Origin of the sequence: Bacillus sp. FJAT-29790 (genome assembly GCF_019039215.1) — a bacterium.
GTDB lineage: Bacteria > Bacillota > Bacilli > Bacillales > Cytobacillaceae > Cytobacillus.
Map to the genome: position 1 here is coordinate 1 of NZ_JAHNZZ010000006.1, position 24399 is coordinate 24399.

Here is a 24399-nt window from a genome sequence, read left to right on the forward strand (position 1 = left end):
CTTCTCAGCGCCGATGGTAGTTGGGGGCTCTCCCCCTGTGAGAGTAGGACGTCGCCAAGCTTGTATTTACTTATATTTCAATATTATTGTCGCGGGGTGGAGCAGTTCGGTAGCTCGTCGGGCTCATAACCCGAAGGTCGCAGGTTCAAATCCTGTCCCCGCAATATGGTCCGGTAGTTCAGTTGGTTAGAATGCCTGCCTGTCACGCAGGAGGTCGCGGGTTCGAGTCCCGTCCGGACCGCCATTATATATGCTAGATTAACAGAACGAAACATTGTTTCGTCTTTTTTTATGTTCATTTTCCTTAGTTATTCATTTTTTGCTCGAAGATATAAAATAATGTACACTACATATAGAATATATTCCTTAGGATTCATCCTAATGTTTTTTTGTTAAGACGAAAGTAATTGAATTTAACACTAAAAGGTGATTAATCAATATGAAACAATTTGAGTTTATCTCGAATAAATCAGAAGAGACCATGGATTTTTCTAAGCATCTTGGCCAGTTGCTGCAGCCGGGTGATGTAATTGCGCTTGAAGGAGACCTTGGTGCAGGTAAAACAACATTTACAAAAGGATTGGCTCTCGGGCTGGAGATTAGAAAGACTGTTAATAGCCCTACCTTTACCATTATCAAAGAATATCACGGAAGATTGCCTCTTTATCATATGGATGTATATCGAGTCGAGGATTCGTTTGAGGACCTTGGGTTTGATGAATATTTTGAAGGTGATGGAGTAACAGTTGTTGAATGGGCCCATTTAATTGCTGAGCAGCTCCCTGAGGAGTTATTAACCATTTCTTTGTATTTAGGTGAAAATGGTTCAAGAAGATTAGTTTTAGAACCTCATGGTAAGCGATATGAGGAGATATGTAAGGAGATATTATTATGAAGGTTTTATCGATCGACACGTCCAATTATACGTTAGGTATTGCCCTGATAGACGGAGATCAAGTGATTGGTGAATATATTACAAATATCAAAAAGAATCATTCTGTACGTGTGATGCCCGCCATTGAGACCTTGATGAGCGACTGTGATATTACACCTGCGGATCTCTCCAAAATTGTTGTCGCAAAAGGCCCCGGTTCATATACGGGTGTTCGCATTGGCGTCACGATCGCGAAAACATTAGCATGGACACTAAATATCCCCCTAGCAGGTGTATCAAGTTTAGAGGTGTCAGCTGCAACCGCCGGCCGCTATTTCGAGGGTGTTATTTCACCTTTGTTTGATGCCCGCAGAGGACAAATTTATACAGGGTTATATCAGTTCAGGCAGGGAAAAATATATACAATAAAGAAAGACTTGCTTTTATTATCTAAAGATTGGGCGGCAGAACTGAAAGGACAAAGAGAAAAGGTCCTTTTTATCGGCAATGATTTGCCCCTTCATCAATCAATTCTCAAGGAGATACTTGGGGATCAAGCTGTTTTTGCTGAAATAACAGAGCAAAACCCTCGGCCTGCAGAACTTGCTTTATTAGGTCGGGAAAAAGAAGCGGAAGAGATCCATTCTTTCGTGCCTAATTATATTCGCTTAGCAGAGGCAGAAGCCAATTGGATAAAAGCAAATAAAGAGAGTAAGTAATATTACAGACTTACAGGCAGGATGACTAAGTTTGAAGTGTCGGCCTAGAACATCTTATGTGGCAAAGGATCTAACTAATAGAAGTTTCACTTTATAATGATAAGGAAGTAAAAGTATGAACAAGTCTTTAACTTTTCGCCTTTTAAATGAAAAAGATGTTGATGCAATTCATGAAATTGAGCATGAATCGTTTACGGCTCCATGGAGTAGAGAAGCTTTCCAAAATGAATTAACTAAAAACCAATTTGCGGTTTATGTTGGGTTAGAAGAGGATGGAATTGTTATTGGTTATTGCGGTGTGTGGATCGTCATTGATGAGGCGCATATAACCAATGTTGCACTCTTACCACAATACCGTGGAAAGAAGCTAGGCGAAGCTTTAATGCGGGAAGTAATGGAAGTATCATCGCGAAAGGGAGCAAAGTCGATGACACTTGAGGTTCGCCTCTCTAACGTCGTAGCCCAATCTCTATATCGCAAGCTTGGTTTTCAGAATGGTGCAATAAGAAAAAATTATTATACGGATAATCAAGAGGATGCTTTAGTAATGTGGGTGAACTTATGATGAAAAAAGACCAGTGGATCATGGGAATTGAGACAAGCTGTGATGAAACAGCTGTTGCTATTGTTAAAAATGGGCGGGAGATTGCTGCAAATGTTGTAGCATCCCAAATTGAAAGTCATAAAAGATTCGGGGGAGTGGTCCCTGAGATTGCTTCTCGCCATCATGTCGAACAAATAACAATTGTATTAGAAGAAGCGTTAAAGCAGGCCAATATTAGTTATACAGATTTAAGTGCGATTGCAGTAACGGAAGGACCAGGGCTTGTTGGAGCACTTCTAATTGGCGTGAATGCAGCAAAAGCAATTGCATTTGCACATGGCATCCCTTTAGTAGGGGTACATCATATTGCTGGTCATATTTATGCAAACCGGCTTGTCACAGAGATGGAATTTCCTTTGCTATCCCTAGTTGTTTCAGGAGGACATACAGAACTTGTCTATATGAAAGAACATGGTCACTTTGAAGTAATTGGCGAAACAAGAGATGACGCTGCAGGAGAGGCTTATGACAAAGTGGCAAGGACATTAAACTTACCTTATCCGGGAGGACCTCATATTGATAGGTTAGCTGCGGATGGGGATCCATCTATTCCTTTACCAAGAGCGTGGCTAGAAGAGGGTTCTTATGATTTTAGTTTCAGTGGATTGAAATCAGCAGTTATCAACACTGTCCACAATGCGGAACAGCGTGGGGAAAAACTTGCACCAGAAGATCTGGCTGCTAGCTTCCAGCAAAGCGTCATTGATGTACTAGTAACAAAGACAATCAATGCTACAGAGGAGTTCAAGGTTAATCAAGTATTATTAGCTGGTGGAGTTGCGGCTAATAAAGGATTGCGTGCTGCATTGCAAGAGGCATTCGAAAAAATCAACGATGTAAAATTAATTATCCCGCCTTTGTCTCTGTGTACAGATAATGCAGCTATGATTGCAGCTGTAGGCAGTGTTTTATTCGAAAAAGGAATTCGATCAACGATGGCATTGAATGCTAATCCAGGACTGGATATAGCTATCCACAACTGATAAGTGTTACAGGTAAAAGTCCCCATCTTCATTGGGGACTTTTTTTGTGGATATGGGGATAACTATCTGAAATCTTGTGGATAATGTGGATGAAAAACCAATTAATTGTGGATAGTGTGGAAAAGTCTGTGGAAGTCTTTGAATTCAACTTATCTATTGTGGGTATAAATGTGGATAAGGGAAAAACCAGGAGTGTCTAAACTCCCGGTCCCAATTATTAGGTAATTAATAATTCTATTCATCTGCCAAATCGGTCCATTCCTCTACCAATTCATCTAAATCTACTTTAGCCTTATCACTTTTTTGAGTAATCTCCATTACCTTTTCATGGTTCTGATAAATTTCCGGATCGCATAAAAGCTCCGCATATTCCTCAATTTGAGCTTCCAATGTTTCAATTTGTTTTTCGATTTCTTCCAATCTTCTTTGCCGCTGTCTTTCGATCTTTTTTGCTTCTTTATCAAGCTGATAATTGTTTTTTTCTTGGGTAGCAGGCCGAGTGGAAGAGGCCTTTTCTGCTAAGTCTAATGCTCTTAGTTCTTCTTGCTCCTGCTTTTTTTCAACAAAATAGTCGTAATCGCCAAGATATTCAGTAGCCCCATCCTTAGAAAGCTCGAGCACCTTTGTTGTGATTCGATTAATAAAGTAGCGGTCATGGGAGACAAATAGAATCGTCCCAGGATAGTCAATTAAAGCATTCTCCAAAATTTCCTTACTATCTAGATCCAAGTGATTTGTAGGCTCGTCCAAGATTAAAAAATTTGCATTTTGCAGCATTAGCTTTGCTAATGCTAAACGAGCCTTTTCACCACCGCTTAATGTGGAAACTATTTTTAATACATCGTCACCAGAGAAAAGAAAGTTTCCTAAAACTGTTCGAATTTCCTTTTCTGTTTTTAAAGGATATTCATCCCATAATTCGTTCAATACCCGTTTATTTGATGATAGTTCAGCTTGTTGCTGGTCATAGTATCCGATTAACACATTGGAACCAGGCAGAAAATTACCCGTAATTGGAGGAAGCTTGTGAATAATTGTTTTTAAAAGTGTCGACTTTCCGATCCCATTTGGTCCAACTAGCGCAATACTTTCCCCTCTTGTAATTCGGAAGGAAATGTTTCGAGAAACTTCCTCTCCTTTGTATCCAATGGCAAGTGAATCTGCATTTAATACTTCGTTCCCTGTTTGCCTTTCAATATGAAACCCAAAAGAAGCTGATTTTTCATCACCTAAAGGGCGATCCATCAGTTCCATTCGTTCAAGCTGCTTTCTGCGGCTTTGAGCTCTTTTTGTGGTGGAGGCTCGGGCAAGATTCCGTTGAATGAAATCTTGAAGCTTTGAAACTTCTTCTTGCTGTTTTTCATATTGCTTCATTTCCCGCTCAAAATTGGCTGCTTTTTGATCAAGATATGCACTATAATTCCCGGGGTATTTCCTAATTTGATGCCTTGAAATTTCATAAACTTGTGACACAACTTTATCTAAAAAATACCGATCATGTGAGACAATTAAAATAGCCCCATCATATCCTTGTAAATATTGCTCAAGCCAGGACAAAGTGTCGATATCTAAATGGTTCGTAGGCTCATCCAAGATTAACATATCAGGTTTTGTTAATAATAGCTTTCCGAGGGCAAGCCTTGTTTTCTGCCCCCCGCTTAATGTTGATATCTTTGTATCATAACTGAATGATTGGAAATTCAACCCGTGTAGGACGGAGCGGATGTCTGCTTCATATTGATAGCCGCCTTGTTCCTTAAATTGAACTTGAAGATTGTCATATTCTCTTAAAATTCGTTCATATTCGTCATGGTTTTTCATCGCAGCCGGATCAGACATCTGCCCTTCAAGCCGGCGCAATTCTTTTTCCTGTTTTTGAAGATGTGCAAACACGGCCAACATTTCGTCCCAAATCGTAAGATCAGATTCGAGGCCAGTATTTTGTGCAAGGTAGCCTATCGTTACGCCCTTAGGCTTAATAATATCGCCAGAGTCATATGACATTTGTCCGGCAATTATTTTTAACAGTGTGGATTTTCCAGCTCCATTGCGGCCTACAAGGGCAATACGGTCTCGAGTTTGTAATTCTAGCTTTATATTCGATAAAATAAGATCAGCGCCAAAGTTTTTTTCTAATTGATTTACCTGTAATAAAATCATTTTTTTCACCTCTATAGTATAGAGATAGTGTAACCCATGCTTGAAAATTTGTGAAGAAGCGTACAAAGCTCACACAGATGGATAAAAATAGTGTATCATTTTGTTGAGAGGTGTTTGTAAATGACGGATTTTACTCATTTTAATCATGAGGGCAGAGCAAAAATGGTCGATGTTAGTGATAAGCCTGAAACGGCCCGAACGGCAATTGCTCACTCAAGCATCACAGTGAATAAAGACATATATGAAAAGATTACAGTGAATAAAATGAAAAAAGGGGATGTTCTTGCGGTAGCTCAGGTCGCTGGCGTAATGGCCTGCAAGAAAACCTGGGAAATCATCCCGATGTGCCACCCGATTCCATTAACAGGTGTGGATATCTCATTCGCATGGGAAATGGAACAGGAAGAATATGTCCTATTGATTACCGCTTCAGTAAAAACAAAAGGGAATACTGGAGTAGAGATGGAAGCGCTAACGGCTGCCTCTGTTTGTGCGTTGACCGTATATGATATGTGTAAAGCAGTCGATAAAGGAATGGTTATCGGCCGAACATATTTAGTAGAAAAAACCGGCGGGAAAAATGGCGATTTTAAAAGGGAACTTATTTAATAACGCTATTTGGGAATAGGGGATGAACGTATGACGAATGAAACAATGAAAATTCCGCAAGCAACTGCAAAACGCCTCCCTTTGTATTATCGTTTTCTGAAAAACTTGCATGCTTCCGGCAAGCAAAGGGTTTCGTCTGCGGAGTTAAGTGAGGCAGTAAAGGTAGACTCTGCAACCATTCGCCGAGACTTTTCCTACTTTGGGGCATTAGGGAAAAAGGGCTATGGATATAATGTCAATTATTTGCTGACCTTTTTTCGGAAAACATTGGATCAGGATGAGCTGACAAAAGTTGCACTCATAGGGGTAGGGAATTTAGGGACGGCCTTTTTAAATTATAACTTTCTTAAAAATAATAATACGAAAATTGAAGTGGCTTTTGATGTAGATGAGGATAAGGTTGGTACAAAAATTGGTGATGTTCCTGTATTCAAAATGGACGATCTTGAAAAGGTCATCGAGGAACATAATATTCAAGTAGCGATATTAACAGTTCCCGCACCAGCCGCTCAGTCAATTGCGGACCGAATTGTACAGGGCAGTGTAAACGGAATTCTCAATTTTACACCAGCACGTCTTTCCGTACCTTCTACAATTAGAATTCACCATATTGATCTTGCGGTTGAACTGCAATCGCTTATCTACTTTCTAAAGCATTATCCGACAGAAACAGAGTAATCGAATATTGTAACTAAACGAAGAATGAGCCTCTCAAACGAGGGCTCATTTTTTGTTCATTAATTTTTTGTTTTTAAAATGGATGGCGATCATGCGCAAGCCGCTGCCAAAATCAAAAGTAGCGATGATAATTAAAAAGTAAGTAAACATTCCCCAGGTTTGCTCTCTTTGGATATTTTGGATCGCAATATAAATAAAGAGCAGTCCAAGGACCATATAAATGATGCCTGAAACCAACGGTGACCTTCTCATAAAAATCCTCCAATAAACGCTTGAATTTTTTCCATTTCCTTAAGCCAGTTTTCAATTCTGCCCTGATTAAGCTGTAAAATGACGACAAATGTATTCATCGTGACGTGGGCAAAAATGGGTACGATGATCCGTTTTGTTTTTACATAAAGAAAAGCAAACGTGAAGCCCATTGCAGAGTATAAAAGAATATGTTCAAATTCAAAATGAGCAAGGGCAAAAATAACAGAACTAATTAACGCAGAAAAAAAGAAATTGATCCGCTTATGGAGTGAGCCGAAAATGATTTTCCGAAACACAATCTCCTCTAAGATAGGCCCGATGATTGAGCTGACGATCACGACGATAGGAGAGGCTTGAATAATTCGAATAATTGTCTGCGTGTTTTCAGATCCCATTTCAATTCCCAGCATATTTTCGATGCTAGCAGCTACGGCTTGGGCAGTAATCGCAAGGAAAACCCCGCCAATGGCCCAAGCAACTGAAGTACCAGCAGTTGGTGCATCTCTCATCAAATCCCTTTCTCTCATCTCTTTCCGCAAGAGAGTCAAAGCGATGAGTAATGTAATCGTAAAGCTAATGACAAGCCAGTAAGCAACAATTTGAGTATTCCCCATGCTTTTTCCAAAAAAAGCACCGGCAAAAGAAAGCAGAGGAACGCCAATTAAACTTGAAAATTGCATCCCTATATAGGCAATGAGAATAATCCAGTATTCCTTTTTCAATGTATTCTCTCCTTATGTTGGTTAAAATTTGTACACTAAACTCCATTTTACTCTTAAAAAGGCGAATGTTTCAAATAGAAGCGTTGAATAAGCGATTTCAGAATAGATTGAATGAAATTGGAAAAATGCCGCAAACTTTTAAAGCCAAAAGCAACAAACAATGCGAAAAGAGCCTCATAAAATATTTTTTACAAAAAATTGAGCTTCACTCTTGCAAAAAGATTTCAGATTCTTTAATATTATAGTTGTGTTAGCACTCGACTAGAGAGAGTGCTAATAAATAAAAAACTTACATATTTATGAGGAGGTTGTTTCACTTGTTAAAGCCACTAGGTGATCGAGTTATTATCGAGCTTGTTGAAACTGAAGAAAAAACTGCAAGCGGTATCGTTTTACCGGACACAGCTAAAGAGAAGCCTCAAGAAGGCAATGTTGTTGCTGTTGGAACTGGCCGCGTTCTTGAGAATGGTGAGCGTGTAGCCCTTGAAGTTGCTGAAGGCAATCGCATTATCTTCTCAAAATATGCCGGTACTGAAGTAAAGTACGAAGGCAAAGAGTACTTAATTTTACGTGAAAACGATATTCTTGCTGTTATTAGCTAATAGCTGAACAGACCAGAGAAAATAACCATATTATTAAATAATCTTGAGGAGGTTTTTACAAATGGCAAAAGAGATTAAATTTAGTGAAGACGCTCGCCGTGCGATGCTTCGCGGAGTAGATGCTCTTGCAAATGCAGTAAAAGTAACTCTTGGACCAAAAGGACGCAACGTGGTTCTTGAGAAAAAATTCGGTTCTCCGTTAATTACAAATGACGGTGTAACAATCGCGAAAGAAATCGAATTAGAAGATGCTTTCGAAAACATGGGTGCTAAGCTTGTTGCTGAAGTTGCAAGCAAAACAAACGATGTAGCTGGTGACGGTACGACAACTGCAACGGTTCTTGCTCAAGCAATGATCCGTGAAGGTCTGAAAAACGTAACTGCTGGTGCAAACCCAATGGGTATCCGCAAAGGAATCGAAAAAGCGGTTGCTACAGCTGTAGAAGAGCTAAAATCTGTTTCTAAGCCAATCGAAGGAAAAGATTCAATCGCACAGGTTGCTTCTATTTCTTCAGATGATGCAGAAGTAGGCCAATTAATCGCTGAAGCAATGGAGCGCGTTGGCAACGACGGTGTTATCACAATTGAAGAGTCTAAAGGATTTACGACTGAGCTAGACGTTGTGGAAGGTATGCAATTCGACCGTGGATATGCATCTCCATACATGGTAACTGATTCTGATAAAATGGAAGCTATTTTAGAAAATCCATATATCTTAATTACAGATAAGAAAATCGCTAGCATCCAAGAAATTCTACCAGTTCTTGAGCAAGTGGTTCAACAAGGCAAACCATTATTGCTTGTTGCTGAAGATGTTGAAGGTGAAGCACTTGCTACATTAGTAGTGAACAAGCTTCGCGGAACATTCAATGCAGTAGCTGTTAAAGCTCCTGGTTTCGGTGACCGTCGTAAAGCTATGCTTGAAGACATCGCTATCCTAACAGGTGGTGAAGTAATCACTGAAGAATTAGGCCGTGACCTTAAATCTGCTACAATCGAATCTTTAGGCCGCGCTTCTAAAGTCGTTGTATCAAAAGAAAACACAACAATCGTTGAAGGTGCTGGAGACAGTGCACAAATCGCTGCTCGTGTAAACCAAATCCGTGTTCAATTAGAAGAAACAACTTCTGAATTTGACAAAGAAAAATTACAAGAGCGCCTAGCTAAATTAGCTGGTGGTGTAGCAGTTGTTAAAGTTGGTGCTGCTACTGAAACTGAATTGAAAGAGCGCAAGCTTCGTATTGAAGATGCTCTAAACGCTACCCGTGCGGCTGTTGAAGAAGGAATCGTATCTGGTGGTGGGGTTGCTCTTCTTAACGTATACAATAAAGTGGCTGCACTTCAAGCAGAAGGCGATATTGCAACTGGTATCAACATCGTATTACGTGCGATGGAAGAGCCTGTACGCCAAATCGCTCACAACGCAGGCCTTGAAGGTTCTGTAATCGTTGACCGCTTAAAGCGCGAAGCAGTTGGAACAGGCTTCAACGCTGCTACTGGCGAGTGGGTAAACATGATCGAAGCTGGTATCGTTGACCCAACAAAAGTAACTCGTTCAGCTCTTCAAAACGCTGGATCCGTTGCTGCTATGTTCTTAACAACAGAAGCGGTAATCGCTGATAAGCCAGAAGAAAATGCACCTGCAATGCCTGATATGAGCGGCATGGGTGGAATGGGCGGCATGATGTAATCTGCCCCTTGAAACCCAGTGAAAATGGGGTTTTTAGACCTTATATGCTCTGGAAGTACCTGAAGGGTAACAAAAGGGTAACATTTTCTTGAATAAGGGTCTGAATTAGAGGTTTTCCATGAGTTCTTTGAACTTTTGGGAAGCCTCTTTTTTCATCTCTTTAGTCATATGCAAATAAACATTTTTTGTTGTGTCTTCATTCTTGTGACCTAATCGCTCTGATCCAATGAGGATTAAAGTACTTTTTTGTTGAAGTAAAGTTTATATTTCTATAATGGTTCAAACTACAATTATGTGACTTTAACTTGTTTAGATTGCATGATACGGTTCCTTAATCAACACAACCATTCAGTTGCTTAAGCGGTAGAAAATGGAGGAGCATTTAAAGATGCCAAATGCAAAACTTTCACAGCTATTATTCAAAATATCCACATAGGAAAATGAATGCTATATTTTTGAAAAGATGATAAAATTTAAGTAATGAAATATTAATTTTCTTGAGGTATTTTATGAAAGGCATGATGAATGTTGGATAATCTAGAATTAGGGAAAGTAATTGCAAAATTTCGTATAAAAAGGAATTACAATATTAAACAATTAGCAGAAAAAACTAATGTCTCTTCATCAATGCTAAGCCAAATAGAAAGAGGGCTTTCCAATCCATCACTAAATACTCTGCGGGTTATTGCAGCTGCATTAGATGTGCCTTTGCTTAGTTTTTTTACCAAATCCGAAAGAAGTAAGGATCTAATAACCAGAGCAGATGCCAGAAAAAAAATCGTATTTCCGCCACCGCAAAATTTAGAGTATATGTTGTTATCACCAGATTTGAACGGCTCAATTGAGATGGTCTTAATGAAAATACCGCCTGTGTCTCAGTCAGCCGAAAATCCTATGGTTCACATTGGGGAAGAAGTTGCATATGTGTTAGAAGGTAGCATAGTATTACATATTGGAGATGAAATCGAGACTTTAAATACTGGGGACAGTGTAAAAATACCATCTGGCGTACAACATAAGTGGGAAAATATTACAGATAAAGAAGCAACTATAATTTTTGCTGTTACGCCTCCCACATTTTAGAAAATATGATATATAAAGTGATGATTTCTTAGACCGTTCAATAGCTCGTGTAATAGTGTGTTGCGTATGCACTAACATGAGATATGAAGCGGTTATTTTTGTGAATCGAGATTTTTTTAAAAGTACAAGTTAAATTAAATTATATTTAATTTATTAAATCATATTTAATTTTATTCTTGATTTTATAAAATGAAGGCGCTATCATTAAATTGTATTAAATAAATTAAATTACACTAAATAAATTGACAATTCTGACCTCTGGAATTATATCATGAAAGGATGGTGTTATGAAAGCATTTCTACGGTATCCGCTTCACAATTAGAGTAGCCCACTCATCTCTGCGTGATTTGTAGTTAATTGTTATCTCTACGGCTTTAGATTCATCAAAATATCGCTTTAGACAAGTGCTTAATAACGTTTTCTACCTTAAACGAAGCAAAGGAATGAATATAAAAATGCAAACAGGCGCAATGATGATGCTGATATTATTTTTATCTATAATATTACTTATATTTCTAATACTTAAATTTAAAATACATCCGTTTATTTCTTTGATTTTGGCGGGGATTTTTATTGGAGTAGCTACAGGCATGCCACTATCCCAAATTATTACTTCCATTGAAAGTGGAGTAGGTGGAACGCTTGGGTCACTAGCTGTTGTAATCGGTTTCGGGACGATCTTAGGTAAGATGTTGGAGATATCTGGTGGTGCTGAGCGCTTAGCACGAACAATGCTAAATGCTTTTGGAGAAAAACGTGCACCTTGGGTTATGTCACTTATTGGCTTAATTGCTGGAATTCCAGTATTCTTTGAAGTAGGTTTTGTTTTACTTTTTCCAATCATTTTCATTGTTGCTAGACAAGCTAAGATGTCGCTACTAAGGATTGGAATTCCTTTAGCTGTATCTCTGATGGTCGTACACGCCATGGTACCTCCGCATCCGGCGGCATTTGCTATTACCGAGATGCTAGAAGCTGATGTTGGGAAAGTTATTTTATATGCACTTCTTATAGGATTGCCAACTTCAATCATTGCTGGTCCAATCTGGGCTAAGTTCATTAGTCGTAAGCTTAAGACTGAAGAATTGAATGAATTAGAAGTAAAAGCCCCAACGCCAGATGAGAAGCTTCCTGGTTTCGGAAATACCTTATTTACGATTCTTTTACCTTTATTAATAATGGTAGGAAAAACAGTAAGTGATTTATATCTTACAGAAGGTTCCTTTTCTTACAATCTTGTTAGATTTTTAGGAAATCCAATTATCGCTTTACTTATTTCAGTATTTGTAGCTTATTATTCACTAGGACTCTCGCGTGGTCTAAAGATGAAAAAGCTATTGTCTCATACTGAGGAAGGATTTAAGTCAATTGCAGCCATTTTGTTGATAATTGGTGGTGGCGGTGCCTATAATGCCTTTTTAGTTGATAGTGGGTTAGGAAATGAATTATCGAATATTATGCAATCATTAAATATGAACCCAATTATTCTGGCTTGGCTAGTAGCTATAATTTTGCATCTTGCTATTGGATCGGTTACAGTAGCCATGCTTAGCGCTGCGGGTATAGTCAGTCCTTTGTTGGCCATTTATCCAACTTTGAGTCCAGAAATTGCAGTTCTAGCTATTGGTGCTGGAGCTATTGGATTTTGTCATGTTAATGATTCTGCTTTCTGGCTTGTAAAAGAATATTTGGGATTATCATTACCAGATGCGTTTAAGAGCTTCACTGCTGCAACTGTTATTGCATCGATTGTTGCGCTTGGAGGGGTGTTGCTTTTAGCGCAATTTGTATAAAAAAAATAGGAACGAATATGAAGAAAATCTGAAAGGAAGATAGGTTAATATGGAGAATAAGATAATCCAAGGAAAAACCATAAAGGAATGGGAAGAGAATTATCCTCTAATGAGTAAGATTATTTCAACTGAAGAAGTGTTTTGGACAAATTCAAAATATGAAAAATTTGAAGATGCTATTAAAAAGATATCTTTATCAGAGAAGGATGTAGAAGAGGCAGCGGAAAGATTAAATCGATTTGCTCCATATATCGCTAAAGTTTTTCCAGAAACAGAAAAAACGAATGGGATTATTGAATCACCTATTGTTCCAATTCCTTCTATGCAAAGTAAGATGGAAGAGACATATAATCAAGAAATTTTAGGTCAATTATTGCTCAAATGTGATAGCCATCTTGCTATTTCGGGATCAATTAAAGCAAGAGGCGGTATTTATGAGATTTTAAAACATGCAGAAGATTTAGCTATTGAGAATAACATGCTAACAATAGAAGATGATTATTCAATTATCGCTAGTGATAAATTTAGAGAGTTCTTCTCTAAGTATTCGATTGCAGTAGGATCAACTGGAAACCTAGGACTTAGTATTGGAATAATGAGTGCGCAATTAGGTTTTAAGGTTTATGTTCATATGTCAGCTGACGCAAAACAATGGAAGAAAGACCTCCTTAGAAGCAAAGGTGTTACAGTAATTGAGTATGAATCAGATTATAGTAAGGCAGTAGAGGAAGGTAGAAAACAAGCAGAAGCTGATCCAAATATGTACTTTGTTGATGATGAAAATTCGACTAACTTGTTTTTAGGATATGCTGTAGCAGCTTATAGGTTAAAAAAGCAATTAGAAGAAATGAATGTAGTTGTAGATGAAGATCATCCATTATTTGTTTATCTACCATGTGGAGTTGGTGGCGGACCTGGTGGAGTGGCATTTGGGCTAAAGCTAGTTTTCAAGGATCATGTACATTGCTTCTTTGCCGAACCAACACATTCTCCATGTATGGTTATCGGATTAATAACAGGGATGCATGATAAAGTATCGGTACAAGATTTTGGCATCGACAATATTACTGATGCAGATGGACTCGCTGTTGGTAGAGCTTCAGGTTTCGTAGGAAAAACATTAGAAAATTTAATAAGTGGATCATATACTGTAAAAGATGAACAGTTATATATCCTCTTAAGTATGTTATCCGACTCAGAAAATATTCAATTAGAACCTTCTGCATTAGCTGGAGTCCATGGCCCAATTCAATTATTCAGAGATGAATATGGACAAGAGTATATAGAAAGTAACAACTTAAAAGATAAAATAAAAAATACTTCACATATCGCTTGGGCAACAGGTGGTAGTATGGTTCCAAAAGATGTAATGGAAACCTATTATAAAAAGGGAAAAGAGGCATAGCTACCCTGATATAATTAAAAGTTCACTTTCATGAAAGGGGCTATCTCAAATTAGCAAGAGATAGTCTCCTTCTTTTTATAAGCACCTAACGCGGGGACTTCAAATTCCAAGGGAGTCTTGTCAAAGCCATTAGTATTAATTATTTATTGTCGAAAAGAATGAATAATTACGTTTTTGGTATTCGAATACAGTGAGATTCGCAGTGTCTCTTCAGTTCGTTGATATGTTCTTCGGTGATCTTATCATTTATGAGAGAGGAGGAATATACAAGAATAACGTATGATATCACGCTATCAGTTGCCAAAACCTTAGCAAGATTGAATCCTCAAACCACATTTATTTATGTTTCAGGAAGTGGGACAGACAGTTCCGAAAAAGGGCGATCAATGTGGGCAAGAGTGAAGGGGAAAACCGTGAATGCTTTATTGCATCTTCCGTTTAAGGCTGCCTATATGTTTCGTCCAAGTGTCATCATTCCACTATCATGGTGTGAAATCAAAAACAAAATTGTACCAATTTTTTTATGATGTAATGAAGCCTTTGAATTCATTGCTATTGAAATTGAACAGTGTCATTACATCTGAACAATTGGGAAAAGCCATAATTGAGGTAGCAAGAAATGGTTATTCTAATCCCATTATTGAAAATAACCAAATAAAAGGTTAACGTAATCCCTTAATAAACGATTAATAATCGTTAAAGATGTTACAATCCCTTTTGTCAAAAATCTTGATATACCGCACTTTTTGCACTCATTGTTAAAGATATTACACACTCTCATCTTACGGGCGGCATGATGTAATAAGTGCCTCCAACCCTTGATATGACTGGATTTGTAAGTTAGATGAGAGTGGTTTGCTAACATTTTGCTGACATTGAGGATAGTAACGGAGGCTTCTCATTAGTTCACTGAACTTTTGGGAAGCTTCTTTTTTCATTTCTTGCGTAACTTGAAGGTACACATTTTTCGTAATCTGATTATCGGTATGGCCAAGCCTGTCCATGATTTATTCGAGTGATACATGAGCCGCGGTAAGAAGTGATGTATGGGTGTGTCTTAGACTATGCGGTGATGATGGAGAAAATGTAGATCTTATCTTGTTATCCATAACTTTTTGAGCTATTATTTAACATGTTTTAGTATAAATAAGGGCGCAATTCCCATTTTATGATTACAAAGAACTATTGATACATAGTTCTTACTGTATGATACTTAAGTAATGGGTTAATAGTATCGTTTTAGGGGTATGGCGTGGATGGGAATAGATAGTTTTTTAACGAATTTAGTCAGAAGTCCCCTTCTTCTACGAAGTGACAGCGTAGTAAGTAGGGGATGAATGGCGTTTTTTTATGTCAGAAGACATAAACTCTCTCAGCGAATCAGTGAAGGATCTAGGAGAGTAGAAAGGGGGGAACGCACTTGATTCGCACTCATAAAACGCCTATTCATGCATCCCAAACCAATCTGAATAGGTTCTTTGCTTTTAAACGAGAATCGGCTTTGGTGTTGAAAATGATATAGGGGCAGTGTCAAAGGTATAGTTACTTTCTGTTATATAGTTTTTTAGGTAGAAGTGGGTAGATAAAGTAATACATAGTAAAATATGAGGTGTCAAAATAATGAAAAAGTTATCCTTGAAAGTAAAAAACATTTTATTTGCTTGTATCAACACTGTATTAGTAGGGGTCATATTAACAGCGGTAAGTTACTATATGGATTTAAACTTTATTCTAAAACAGTTAGCTTCCGATTCAACAAAAACAGTTGAAGCATGGTCATCCGATGTATCAACAGATGAGGTTCTAGAGGTATTGGAAACAAAAGATCCAAATAGTGAAACAGCAAAGAAGTTACAACAGCACTTTAATGATTTATCTAAATATCAACCTCAAGTGGCTCAAGGTTATCTATTTGGGGCTGAGCTAGAAAATGGAACAGATACTCGGATCATTTCGGGACCTGATTTTATCATGGAATTCATTGAAGAAGCTGGTTTAGGTATAGGGGACTTTTACACTCAGCCAGATCTTGTGGTTAATTTAATTGAGAAAATGAAAGAAACAAAAGTGATGGTAGTTTCTGAAACATACACAGATGATGTTGGTACATGGTTAACGGTGGCTAAACCATACTTTAATAGTCAAGGTGAGGTAGTTGCGTATTACGGGGTAGACTTTGACGCTAAGTCATATGTGGATGGTAAAAAGCATTTATTATTAGTTATTTCAATTATCTTAATTGGAATCCTAATTTTAGTGAGTGCAATACAATACTTTTTTGTAACAAGATCGTTTAAGCCTATAGAAGAATTAGTAGCAGGGATCGAAAAAGTAACAAGAGGAAATTACGATATTACCCTCAAGGAGCACAAAGGAGATTTAGGGGTAGTTGTATCTAAATTTAACGAAATGCTTTCAAAAATCAATAGTTTATTAAACTCGGTTAAATCTGCTTCCGAAGAAACAGCATCACATTCGAAATCTTTATATAATACAGTGGAAATAGCAGGAGAAAATATGAATGAAGTAACGAATGATGTAAATGCTATGGCTGAACGTTTCAGAATGCAGACAGAATCTACAAAAGAATTATTAACTTCTTTACAAGAGTTATCACTAGGGATTGGTTCTGTGACTAAAAACACCGCAGATGTAAATGAATTATCAGTAGCTACTGAGGAAAAGGCCAAAAGAGGGAATGAGTCTATTAATAAGGTAAAACAACAAATGCAATTAATCGCTCAGTCATCGCAAAGTTCTGAGCAAGTGATTACAAATTTAAAAACTCGATCTAACAAAGTTAATGACATTGTAAATTTAATTACGGATATTGCGGATCAAACTAACCTATTAGCGTTAAATGCATCGATTGAAGCAGCAAGAGCGGGAGAACAAGGAAAAGGTTTCGCGGTTGTTGCCAATGAAGTTAAGAAATTAGCTGAACAGTCTAGACTGTCCGCTGAAGATATTGCACATGTAATACTTGAAATTCAGAATGAAATTGAAGAGACTGTTCATTCCATTAAGGATGGTACACATTATATAGATGAAGGAGTTAATCTAGTTCATGTCGCGGGAGAAAGCTTCTCTGATATTGTAACAGCAACGCAAGAAGTAGCGATGCGGATTTCAGAGGTATCTGCCGCAACGGAGGAAATGTCAGCGGAAAATCAAGAAGTAACAGCCACATTTGAGCAGTTAACTATGCTCTCTAATCAAAATAACGATACGGCTGAAGCAATCAGTCGAAATATAAATAATCAGCAAAATTCCTTTGACGATATTATTAGGTCAACTGAGTCTATGAACAGGGTTGTAACGAATTTGGATGATATCGTTACAACATTAAATAGATAATAGATTTATTGGCTAATATGTATATCATTTAGGGGTCTAAGAATAAGGGGGGTATAGTATGAAGAATTTATAGAACATACTAGCATTCCCACTAAAATTCCCCACATAAATCGGGATACATTTTTATTAAAATGATTTTGGATTAAAACTTATACTAATTTAAGTTTCTACTAAAAAGGTTTCCTAGTATGCCCTAGGAAACCTATTTAATGGAGGGCAACATGAAAAAAACATTATTAAATTTTCCAATCAAGTCAGATTTAAAAGGCAGTAAAAAAATTTATCACAGTAGTGTAAAAGAGTTACCTTATCAAGAGTATAATTATTTAGCGTCATCGTTTATAGCTTGGGTCTATAGAATGACGAGTGAAGAAAAAATAGTGATTAATCTTCTTAAAGGCGGGGTATATTATCCTGTTAAAGTAGAATTTAAAGGTGAAGTAACAGGAAGTTTTTTACTGAAATTAGTTGAAGAGGCTTTGCGGATGGAGGGGTCAAATAATTCTTCGAGTGATTTAATATTTAGCGACGGTTCAGCGAAAGCGCATAATGAGGCATTGCTAGAATTAATAGCAAATAAAAATTTCTATCATTTTTCAGGCAAAGAATATATATTAAATAGCAGTTATGAGACACGCTACTTAAGTTCCTATAACCTATTAGCACTTGACCTTAAAAATAATAGCAAAAAGCATGTTTTAGACCTAAATATGCTTACAGTTGAAGAATTGTCTCTTTGGAGATCAGTAAATAACAATAGTAAAGAGTATCCAAAAGGGAATACTTTAAATGCCATATTCTCTAAAACGGCTATGCAGTATAAAGAGAAAATAGCGATTACTTGCGATCAGGGTGAGGTAACATTTTCTTCTATAGAGTCTCAATCGAATAGGGTTGCCAATTATCTTCTATCTAAAGGAGTGCATGTAGGGGATTACGTTTCAGTCTATATGGATAGAAGTTCAGATATGCTAATCACCATGTTAGGAGTAATGAAAGCAGGGGCAGTATATGTTCCTTTAAGTCCTGATAACCCAAAAGAAAGAAATGCATTTATTTTAGCAGATACGCAAACGAAGTGTATTATCACTAGCAAACAGTATAATAAACTCTTAATGGGGTTCCTCGATAGTAACACACCATTCATGAATATAGAAGATATTCATTCAAGTTCAGAAAATCCAAATGTTAAAGTATCGGAAGAAGATATTGCTTATATCATCTACACTTCGGGTTCCACGGGTAATCCAAAAGGAGTTAAAATCAGGCATAAAAGTATTGTAGCATTCGGATACTCTATGTTAGATGCTTTCCCTATCACATCCGAGGATGTCTTGACGCAGTTTTACACTTTAACCTTTGATGCATCTTTCTTAGAGGTGTGTCCTATGCTATTCACAGGAGCGAGACTTTATATGTTAACCGAAGCAGAACGGGTTGATGTAACCTCCTTTGCAGAGGCTTTAGAAAGAGAAAATATCACGTTTATCACTGCTTTTCCTGTGAGTGTATTAAAACAATTCTCTTTGTATGCAACAGAAAAAGAAGTCCAAGCTTACAGATCATTAAAAGTACATGGCGTTGGTGGTGAAACTTTAACAGGAGAAATTGCTCGATTGTTTCAACAAAAGTTTCCAAGTATTCCTTTAGTGAACATTTACGGACCGACTGAGTGCACAGTTGCATCATCAGTACATAAGATAGAAGGTACATTCCCTAATCATAGAACAAGTGTACCAATTGGGAAACCATTAAATAACTACTCATACTACATCGTAAATAAGCATAATCATTTAAATCCAATCGGTGTAGAAGGCGAGCTTCTTATTGCAACAGATGGATTATCTGAGGGGTATCTAAACCTTCCTAAGAATACAGCAAGCACCTTCGTCCAAACTCAATTAATAGATCGTTTAGTTTATCGGACAGGCGACAGTGCCAAACTACTAGAAGATGGGACAATTGAGTTCATTGGTCGAAAGGATAATCAAATAAAAATAAGAGGTTACCGAGTAGAGATAGGTGAAATTGAGGATAAGTTACTCCAAATACCGTTTGTAGAGGTTGGGGTAACAGTAGTGAAAAGTATTAATGATGATAACATGTTAGTAGCTTACTACACACTAAAAGATGGGGAAACAGGTTCTTCAAAAGAGGTATTGAATATATTATCAGAAAGATTGCCAAAATATATGATACCATCTTACATTATCGAATTAAAAGAAATGCCTTTACTTCCGAATGGTAAGATTGATCGTAAAAAATTAGCGTCATTGCCTTTAATTAGTAGTTCAGATACGAATAAGAAACTTCCTACAAATGAAATTGAAGAGAAGTTAGCACAAGCATGGAAGGAAGTATTGAATCTTGAAACGGTAGGGGTAGACGAGAATTTCTTTGAAATTGGTGGTCATTCATTAAAGGTACTAGCAACTTTAACAAAGCTAAAGAAAGACTTCCCAACCCTAAAAATCAACGACTTTTTTAATCATCCAACCATTGAATCCTTAGCTCAAAAGATTGTCAGCGGTAGTGAGGGAGAGGGAGGGAATGGTTTGTTGAGTTTGGGTGTGACGGAACTATTCGAGCATCCAAAAAGATTAAGTTCTGATGTAGAGTATAAGGCTGTAAATCAAACAGGAATCCTCCTTACGGGCGTAACTGGTTATTTAGGTTCTCATATCCTAATGGATTTAATAAGAGATACAGATGCAACCATATACACATTAATTCGTTCTAAGTCTAAGAAAGAAGCATTAGATCGATTAAAGTCAACATTAGCTTACTATGCATCAAATGATTTTTATAATAGCTATAATTTACAGGAAAGAGTAGTCGTATTATCGGGCGATTTTACGGAGTCCGGTTTAGGTTTATCAGATTCAGATAAAGAATTAGTACTAAATAATATCAACTCTATCATACACTGTGGAGCAGATGTACGTCACTTTGGTGCTAAAGCTGAGTTTGTCAAAACCAATATCAACAGTACTCATAATCTATTAGAATTAGCTACCACACTATCAAATGTAAGATTCCATTATGTTTCAACATTAGGTATTCCCGAGGATCTAGCAGTAGAGGGGTATTGGGATGCATTCATAGAAACTGATAATATTTCCGATGCACCACATTTAAGCAATCTTTATTCTGATAGTAAGTTAGAGTCTGAAAAGTTAGTAGAAAGATATTATAAAAAAGGAGTACCAGTAACGATTTACAGACCGGGAAATATTTCTTGTCAATACGAAACAGGTTTATTTCAAAGGAATATCGATTCCAATGCAGTATATCGTATGTTAAAGAGCTTCATCCTTTTAGGAGTTGCACCTGATGTAGATTACAACATGGATTTTATTATGGTGGATTATGCAAGTAAAGCGATCACAACTGTTGCTATGTCAGATGACTCAATAGGTGGTGTATATAACATCTGTAACCCTAAAAGTGTTTCGTATAAGGAATTTATTCAGGTTTTGAGAGACTATGGTTATGGTATTAATTTATTATCTCAGGAAGAGTACATTAACTACCTATATTCGGATATTGAAAAAAATAAAGAAGGGTTAGAGTTAGCAATGGCAGGATTAGAAGGAGATGGTGCAAAAGATTCTCCTCTAACATTCCTATGTCCTAATACGTTAGAGCTATTAATTGCTAACGGAGTAGAAATACCTGTATCTGATAAAGCATTTATTGGTCGTATGCTTCAACGTGCAATCAAAGAGGGTTATTTAAAAGAACCAAGTAAAGTAGTAGTTCATAATTAATGTATCAAGTCTAAGTGCAGGTGATCGTATTGGATGGAAAGACAAGAGTTTGTTGTATAAAAGTGAGTTATGATAAAGAAGTCTATCGTAACCTTTACGATTTAACAACACATGAAGAAAAATTGTATCTTAATCGATACAGAAATGAAAACAACCGGTACGATTCCCTCCTTGGTCTTATAGCAGTGAAAGTTCTAGCCAAAGTAAGTCTATTACAAAGCCTATGTCATACGACAAACGGTCAGCCTTATTTAAAGGGGTATAATGGTAGGATATCGATTGCTCACAGTAACGGGTGGGTAATAACATCAGTCTCGTCTTATAAAATAGGGGTCGATATAGAGAAGAAGCTCTATTCAATGGATAAAGAGTTATTCTTGTCAAAAAAGGAACTTACAGCCTTTAGGGGTAAATGGAATACAGATATATTAACAGTTATATGGACATTAAAGGAAGCTTACACCAAATCACAGGGTGTAGGTTTCTTTACCGATCCAACTAACATAACATGTCAGTTGGAAGATGGTTATTGGAAAATCGATGATTGCGCTATGCATACTCAAACTCAAATATTACCTGACAATATGACACTATCAGTGGTATCGGAAAGTAAAGAGGTAGATATTCGAGTAATTTCAGAAGAAAGATTATTACAGCAACTAAACATCCTAATGTATGATTAAGTGAAATAGTCTCCTATCAATAAAGGGGACTATTTTTTTATGCTAATTCTAGTTTTTCAATGAAGAACAAACCACTTCTGAAAAAATCCATTTTTCGATAAAAAATGGTTCACATGTTCCATTTGACGTTTACATTAAAACGAAAAAAACACAGATTTAGCTTAAACGCAGAATCTGTGTTTATAGTCATTCAATTACTTTTATTGTACCTTTCAATTTCTCCTATTATAAATCATCCGCTTTTTTCAGCAAGAACAAAAGCGCAAGCTCCCGTATTGTGGTCTACAAATTGGGGCGCTTCTTTTCTTATTAGAATTATCCATAAAAGTCATTCCTGTTGTACCCCTTTATGGAAGATTTAATTTTTGGCCTGGATAAATCCAATAAGGATTTTCAATTTCCGGGTTGACTTGTTCTAACTCAGACATCGGAATATCTAGTTTACGTGAAATTTCATAGTATGTGTCCCCTGAAACAACTGTGTATGTATTCTTCTGTACAGGAATTTTTAATTGTTGACCTGGATAAAGGTCAGTAGACTGCAATTTATTTAGATTTACTATCTTATCTATCGATGTTTGATACTTATTAGCAATTATCCAAAGGGAATCCCCTTTTTGAACTATATAAGCGCTTTTACCCTTGGCATCCCATGTTCCGCCTCGTCGTAAATCAGCAATTCCATGAATGGTACCTTCTTTTTTGTTCACTTCAAGCGCTTGAATTCCACCGAAGTAGATGGCTACATGTTTTCCTTGAACCTTATATCCTCGGTTTCTCATGTCTACTTTTAACTCTTCAGGAAAACCATCTTCTACATATAGATATTCATCTGTACCATAAAACTTTTTAGCTCTCACAGCCTCTTCCAATGATTGATCCAGATAAAAATATCTGGCTAACACTTCTGCCATTATAGACGGAATTCTTGCTCCTCCAGGGAGTCCAATCCCAATAGCTCTTTCTCCATTTATCAAAATTGACGGAGTAGAATAACTTCTTGGGCGCTTATTAGGTTCATAACGGTTTGGTGAATCTTTTTTAGTGCTAAAATGATATTCAATGGCATTATTGATAAAGTAACCATCCGTATATTTTCCTGATCCGAAAAAATTGCTCAATGTATTAGTTGCAGATATCATCATTCCTTCTTTATCGACAATGACAAAATGTGTCGTATCTGTATGGGAATTATCAACCTTTTCCCCGTCATCCTCTCTTACTGTTGAGATCTTGTTAGGAGAAATATTATCAGCAAGTTTTTGGATATGAGCATCACTGACTAGTTTATCCACATCTATTTTATTGAATGTAGGATCACCGATTTCTTTTATTTTATCATTGTTTGTGACTCTTGAGATTTCTGTCATTAAATGTATGAATCGACCCTCGTCACCTTTTGTTTCAGCTATATTCATTTTTTCAGCGAGTTTTAACGACTGAACAAACGATACTCCTGTAAGAGGAGGACTGGCAGAATAAACGGTCCATTCATTCAGTTTTCCTTTCACAGGTTCTGGTTTCTGAATTTCATAGTCTTCCAAATCTTTCTTATCTACGTATGGAACAGCTTTTATAAAATTCTCACCTATTTCACCTTTATAAAAAGCGTTTGGACCGTTTTCTTTGATTTTAGTTAGAGTTTTCGCCAACTCCGTTTGTTTTAACGTTTCCCCCGGTTTTAAGGGTTTCATATTAGGATAGAAATGCGGCAAGTCCTTTACCGGCATCCGGGCAGCGGCGCCTGTAAGACGTTCCGATACTAGTTGATGGACTTCAACTCCTTTCTCTGCGAAGTCAATTGCAGGAGAAATCAGTTCAGCAAATGGTTTTGACCCATAATCTCTATGTATCATATCCATCCCTTTAACGAAACCGGGGACACCTGATGTTTTACTACCCAATTTCTCATCAGATGGGGCTTGTACTCGATAATCATAAACAACAGGTTTATTTTTCTTCGGCGGTATAAGTAGCATTTGACCACCGCCGCCAATCCCTGACCCAAATGGCTCAACAACTGAAAGCGTGTAGGAAACAGCAATGGCAGCATCAGCGGCATTCCCTCCATTTTCAAGCACTTTCATCCCCACTTCGACTGCGAGGGGATGAGAGGCACTCACACCATAAATTTCTTGTGAACCTATGAGATCAGTAACTGAAGGCGTACTATCTTGTTCACTTGATACCGAATTGGCGTGTACCACTCCCCCCGAAATAATAAGATTTAGAAAAAGACCTAATGATATTAATTTCTTTAACAAAGTTCCGTGCACCACCTCACTAATTTTTCAAAACAAGATTCATATTACCAGAAAATAAAGAAGGGGAAACTGATTTAATCGAAAATTCACGGAATTTAATATTGCTGTTGCAATTGTAAAAGGAGTTAAAAAAGTAAAAAAAAGGATAAC

19 protein-coding genes, 2 tRNA genes and 1 pseudogene are annotated in these 24399 nt (G+C 37.2%); 17 read left to right on the forward strand and 5 right to left on the reverse strand.

Translation table 11 applies throughout. From position 1 onward, the window contains the following. The first annotated feature begins 90 nt into the window (after positions 1–90). The 6 genes from BGM26_RS20445 to tsaD all read left to right on the forward strand — a co-directional run bounded on the left by BGM26_RS20445 (position 91) and on the right by tsaD (position 3180). Positions 91–164, forward strand: a tRNA-Met gene (locus BGM26_RS20445). Positions 165–167: 3 nt separating this feature from the next. Continuing rightward, positions 168–244 (forward strand) — tRNA-Asp (locus BGM26_RS20450). A 195-nt stretch (positions 245–439) separates the two neighbouring features. After that, on the forward strand, positions 440–895 hold the full coding sequence (gene tsaE / locus BGM26_RS20455) for a tRNA (adenosine(37)-N6)-threonylcarbamoyltransferase complex ATPase subunit type 1 TsaE (protein ID WP_217042137.1): 456 nt from the start codon (positions 440–442) through the stop codon (positions 893–895). Next, positions 892–1593 (forward strand): tRNA (adenosine(37)-N6)-threonylcarbamoyltransferase complex dimerization subunit type 1 TsaB, encoded by a 702-nt coding sequence (gene tsaB, locus BGM26_RS20460; protein ID WP_217042138.1) that lies wholly within the window; start codon positions 892–894, stop codon positions 1591–1593. Before tsaE ends, tsaB begins: the two co-directional genes overlap by 4 nt. Positions 1594–1708: 115 nt before the next feature. Continuing rightward, positions 1709–2158, forward strand: a complete 450-nt coding sequence (rimI, locus tag BGM26_RS20465; RefSeq protein WP_217042139.1) for a ribosomal protein S18-alanine N-acetyltransferase — start codon at positions 1709–1711, stop codon at positions 2156–2158. Further along, complete coding sequence (gene tsaD, locus BGM26_RS20470) at positions 2158–3180, forward strand: tRNA (adenosine(37)-N6)-threonylcarbamoyltransferase complex transferase subunit TsaD (protein ID WP_217042222.1); 1023 nt, start codon at positions 2158–2160, stop codon at positions 3178–3180. The genes rimI and tsaD overlap by 1 nt, the downstream gene beginning before the upstream one ends. Positions 3181–3414: 234 nt before the next feature. On the opposite strand, the gene BGM26_RS20475 is transcribed toward tsaD, so the two are convergent. Next, a complete protein-coding gene (locus BGM26_RS20475) occupies positions 3415–5340 on the reverse strand; it encodes an ABC-F family ATP-binding cassette domain-containing protein (RefSeq protein WP_217042140.1) in 1926 nt (641 codons plus the stop codon). A 120-nt stretch (positions 5341–5460) separates the two neighbouring features. On the opposite strand from BGM26_RS20475, the gene moaC reads away from it, so the two are divergent. Beyond that, positions 5461–5949 carry a cyclic pyranopterin monophosphate synthase MoaC gene (gene moaC / locus BGM26_RS20480; protein WP_217042141.1) on the forward strand — a complete coding sequence of 163 codons (489 nt, stop codon included), beginning with the start codon at positions 5461–5463 and terminating at the stop codon, positions 5947–5949. 30 nt (positions 5950–5979) lie between these two features. Next, positions 5980–6627, forward strand: coding sequence for a redox-sensing transcriptional repressor Rex (locus BGM26_RS20485; protein ID WP_217042142.1), 648 nt, complete (start codon positions 5980–5982; stop codon positions 6625–6627). Positions 6628–6672: 45 nt separating this feature from the next. On the opposite strand, the gene BGM26_RS20490 is transcribed toward BGM26_RS20485, so the two are convergent. Together BGM26_RS20490 and BGM26_RS20495 are read right to left on the reverse strand one after the other, a co-directional pair. Next, positions 6673–6879, reverse strand: a complete 207-nt coding sequence (locus BGM26_RS20490; protein WP_217042143.1) for a YdiK family protein — start codon at positions 6877–6879, stop codon at positions 6673–6675. Then, the gene (locus BGM26_RS20495; RefSeq protein ID WP_217042144.1) at positions 6876–7601 is read right to left on the reverse strand and encodes a CPBP family intramembrane glutamic endopeptidase; all 726 of its coding nucleotides are present in this window, start codon (positions 7599–7601) and stop codon (positions 6876–6878) included. Before BGM26_RS20495 ends, BGM26_RS20490 begins: the two co-directional genes overlap by 4 nt. Before the next feature lie 317 nt (positions 7602–7918). On the opposite strand from BGM26_RS20495, the gene groES reads away from it, so the two are divergent. The 6 genes from groES to BGM26_RS20525 all read left to right on the forward strand — a co-directional run bounded on the left by groES (position 7919) and on the right by BGM26_RS20525 (position 14702). Beyond that, positions 7919–8203, forward strand: a complete 285-nt coding sequence (groES, locus tag BGM26_RS20500) for a co-chaperone GroES (RefSeq protein ID WP_217042145.1) — start codon at positions 7919–7921, stop codon at positions 8201–8203. A 61-nt stretch (positions 8204–8264) separates the two neighbouring features. Beyond that, positions 8265–9893 (forward strand): chaperonin GroEL, encoded by a 1629-nt coding sequence (gene groL, locus BGM26_RS20505; protein ID WP_217042146.1) that lies wholly within the window; start codon positions 8265–8267, stop codon positions 9891–9893. Between the two features lie 525 nt (positions 9894–10418). After that, positions 10419–10976 (forward strand): helix-turn-helix domain-containing protein, encoded by a 558-nt coding sequence (locus BGM26_RS20510; protein WP_254119828.1) that lies wholly within the window; start codon positions 10419–10421, stop codon positions 10974–10976. A 444-nt stretch (positions 10977–11420) separates the two neighbouring features. Beyond that, complete coding sequence (locus BGM26_RS20515) at positions 11421–12770, forward strand: GntT/GntP/DsdX family permease (RefSeq protein WP_254119830.1); 1350 nt, start codon at positions 11421–11423, stop codon at positions 12768–12770. Between the two features lie 49 nt (positions 12771–12819). Further along, positions 12820–14175: a D-serine ammonia-lyase gene (locus BGM26_RS20520; RefSeq protein WP_217042148.1), complete on the forward strand. Its 1356-nt coding sequence runs from the start codon at positions 12820–12822 to the stop codon at positions 14173–14175. 248 nt (positions 14176–14423) lie between these two features. Next, entirely contained in the window at positions 14424–14702 is a 279-nt protein-coding gene (locus BGM26_RS20525) for a Rossmann-fold NAD(P)-binding domain-containing protein (protein WP_367949378.1), read from the forward strand. A 363-nt stretch (positions 14703–15065) separates the two neighbouring features. On the opposite strand, the pseudogene BGM26_RS22080 reads toward BGM26_RS20525, so the two are convergent. Beyond that, a pseudogene (locus BGM26_RS22080) lies at positions 15066–15248 on the reverse strand (tyrosine-type recombinase/integrase); the annotation flags it as partial. Between the two features lie 1492 nt (positions 15249–16740). Between BGM26_RS22080 and BGM26_RS22085 the strand changes: the two are divergent. The 3 genes from BGM26_RS22085 to BGM26_RS20540 all read left to right on the forward strand — a co-directional run bounded on the left by BGM26_RS22085 (position 16741) and on the right by BGM26_RS20540 (position 21985). Beyond that, positions 16741–17532, forward strand: coding sequence for a methyl-accepting chemotaxis protein (locus tag BGM26_RS22085; protein ID WP_483297832.1), 792 nt, complete (start codon positions 16741–16743; stop codon positions 17530–17532). Between the two features lie 221 nt (positions 17533–17753). After that, positions 17754–21302, forward strand: coding sequence for a non-ribosomal peptide synthetase (locus BGM26_RS20535; RefSeq protein WP_217042150.1), 3549 nt, complete (start codon positions 17754–17756; stop codon positions 21300–21302). A 29-nt stretch (positions 21303–21331) separates the two neighbouring features. Next, positions 21332–21985 (forward strand): 4'-phosphopantetheinyl transferase family protein, encoded by a 654-nt coding sequence (locus tag BGM26_RS20540; protein WP_217042151.1) that lies wholly within the window; start codon positions 21332–21334, stop codon positions 21983–21985. A 347-nt stretch (positions 21986–22332) separates the two neighbouring features. Here the strand turns inward: BGM26_RS20540 and BGM26_RS20545 are convergent, their stop codons facing one another. Continuing rightward, on the reverse strand, positions 22333–24249 hold the full coding sequence (locus BGM26_RS20545; RefSeq protein WP_217042152.1) for a gamma-glutamyltransferase: 1917 nt from the start codon (positions 24247–24249) through the stop codon (positions 22333–22335). Positions 24250–24399: the final 150 nt, after the last annotated feature.

What these genes read in the sequence shown, in the direction of transcription:
- moaC (WP_217042141.1), top strand. Translation starts at nt 5,461, where the DNA reads ATGACGGATTTTACTCATTTTAATCATGAGGGCAGAGCAAAAATGGTC.
- BGM26_RS20535 (WP_217042150.1), top strand. Translation starts at nt 17,754, where the DNA reads ATGAAAAAAACATTATTAAATTTTCCAATCAAGTCAGATTTAAAAGGC.
- rimI (WP_217042139.1), top strand. Translation starts at nt 1,709, where the DNA reads ATGAACAAGTCTTTAACTTTTCGCCTTTTAAATGAAAAAGATGTTGAT.
- BGM26_RS20520 (WP_217042148.1), top strand. Translation starts at nt 12,820, where the DNA reads ATGGAGAATAAGATAATCCAAGGAAAAACCATAAAGGAATGGGAAGAG.
- BGM26_RS22085 (WP_483297832.1), top strand. Translation starts at nt 16,741, where the DNA reads ATGCAGACAGAATCTACAAAAGAATTATTAACTTCTTTACAAGAGTTA.
- groL (WP_217042146.1), top strand. Translation starts at nt 8,265, where the DNA reads ATGGCAAAAGAGATTAAATTTAGTGAAGACGCTCGCCGTGCGATGCTT.
- BGM26_RS20515 (WP_254119830.1), top strand. Translation starts at nt 11,421, where the DNA reads ATGAATATAAAAATGCAAACAGGCGCAATGATGATGCTGATATTATTT.
- tsaD (WP_217042222.1), top strand. Translation starts at nt 2,158, where the DNA reads ATGAAAAAAGACCAGTGGATCATGGGAATTGAGACAAGCTGTGATGAA.
- tsaB (WP_217042138.1), top strand. Translation starts at nt 892, where the DNA reads ATGAAGGTTTTATCGATCGACACGTCCAATTATACGTTAGGTATTGCC.
- BGM26_RS20510 (WP_254119828.1), top strand. Translation starts at nt 10,419, where the DNA reads ATGTTGGATAATCTAGAATTAGGGAAAGTAATTGCAAAATTTCGTATA.
- BGM26_RS20475 (WP_217042140.1), bottom strand. Translation starts at nt 5,340, where the DNA reads ATGATTTTATTACAGGTAAATCAATTAGAAAAAAACTTTGGCGCTGAT.
- tsaE (WP_217042137.1), top strand. Translation starts at nt 440, where the DNA reads ATGAAACAATTTGAGTTTATCTCGAATAAATCAGAAGAGACCATGGAT.
- BGM26_RS20485 (WP_217042142.1), top strand. Translation starts at nt 5,980, where the DNA reads ATGACGAATGAAACAATGAAAATTCCGCAAGCAACTGCAAAACGCCTC.
- BGM26_RS20490 (WP_217042143.1), bottom strand. Translation starts at nt 6,879, where the DNA reads ATGAGAAGGTCACCGTTGGTTTCAGGCATCATTTATATGGTCCTTGGA.
- BGM26_RS20525 (WP_367949378.1), top strand. Translation starts at nt 14,424, where the DNA reads ATGAGAGAGGAGGAATATACAAGAATAACGTATGATATCACGCTATCA.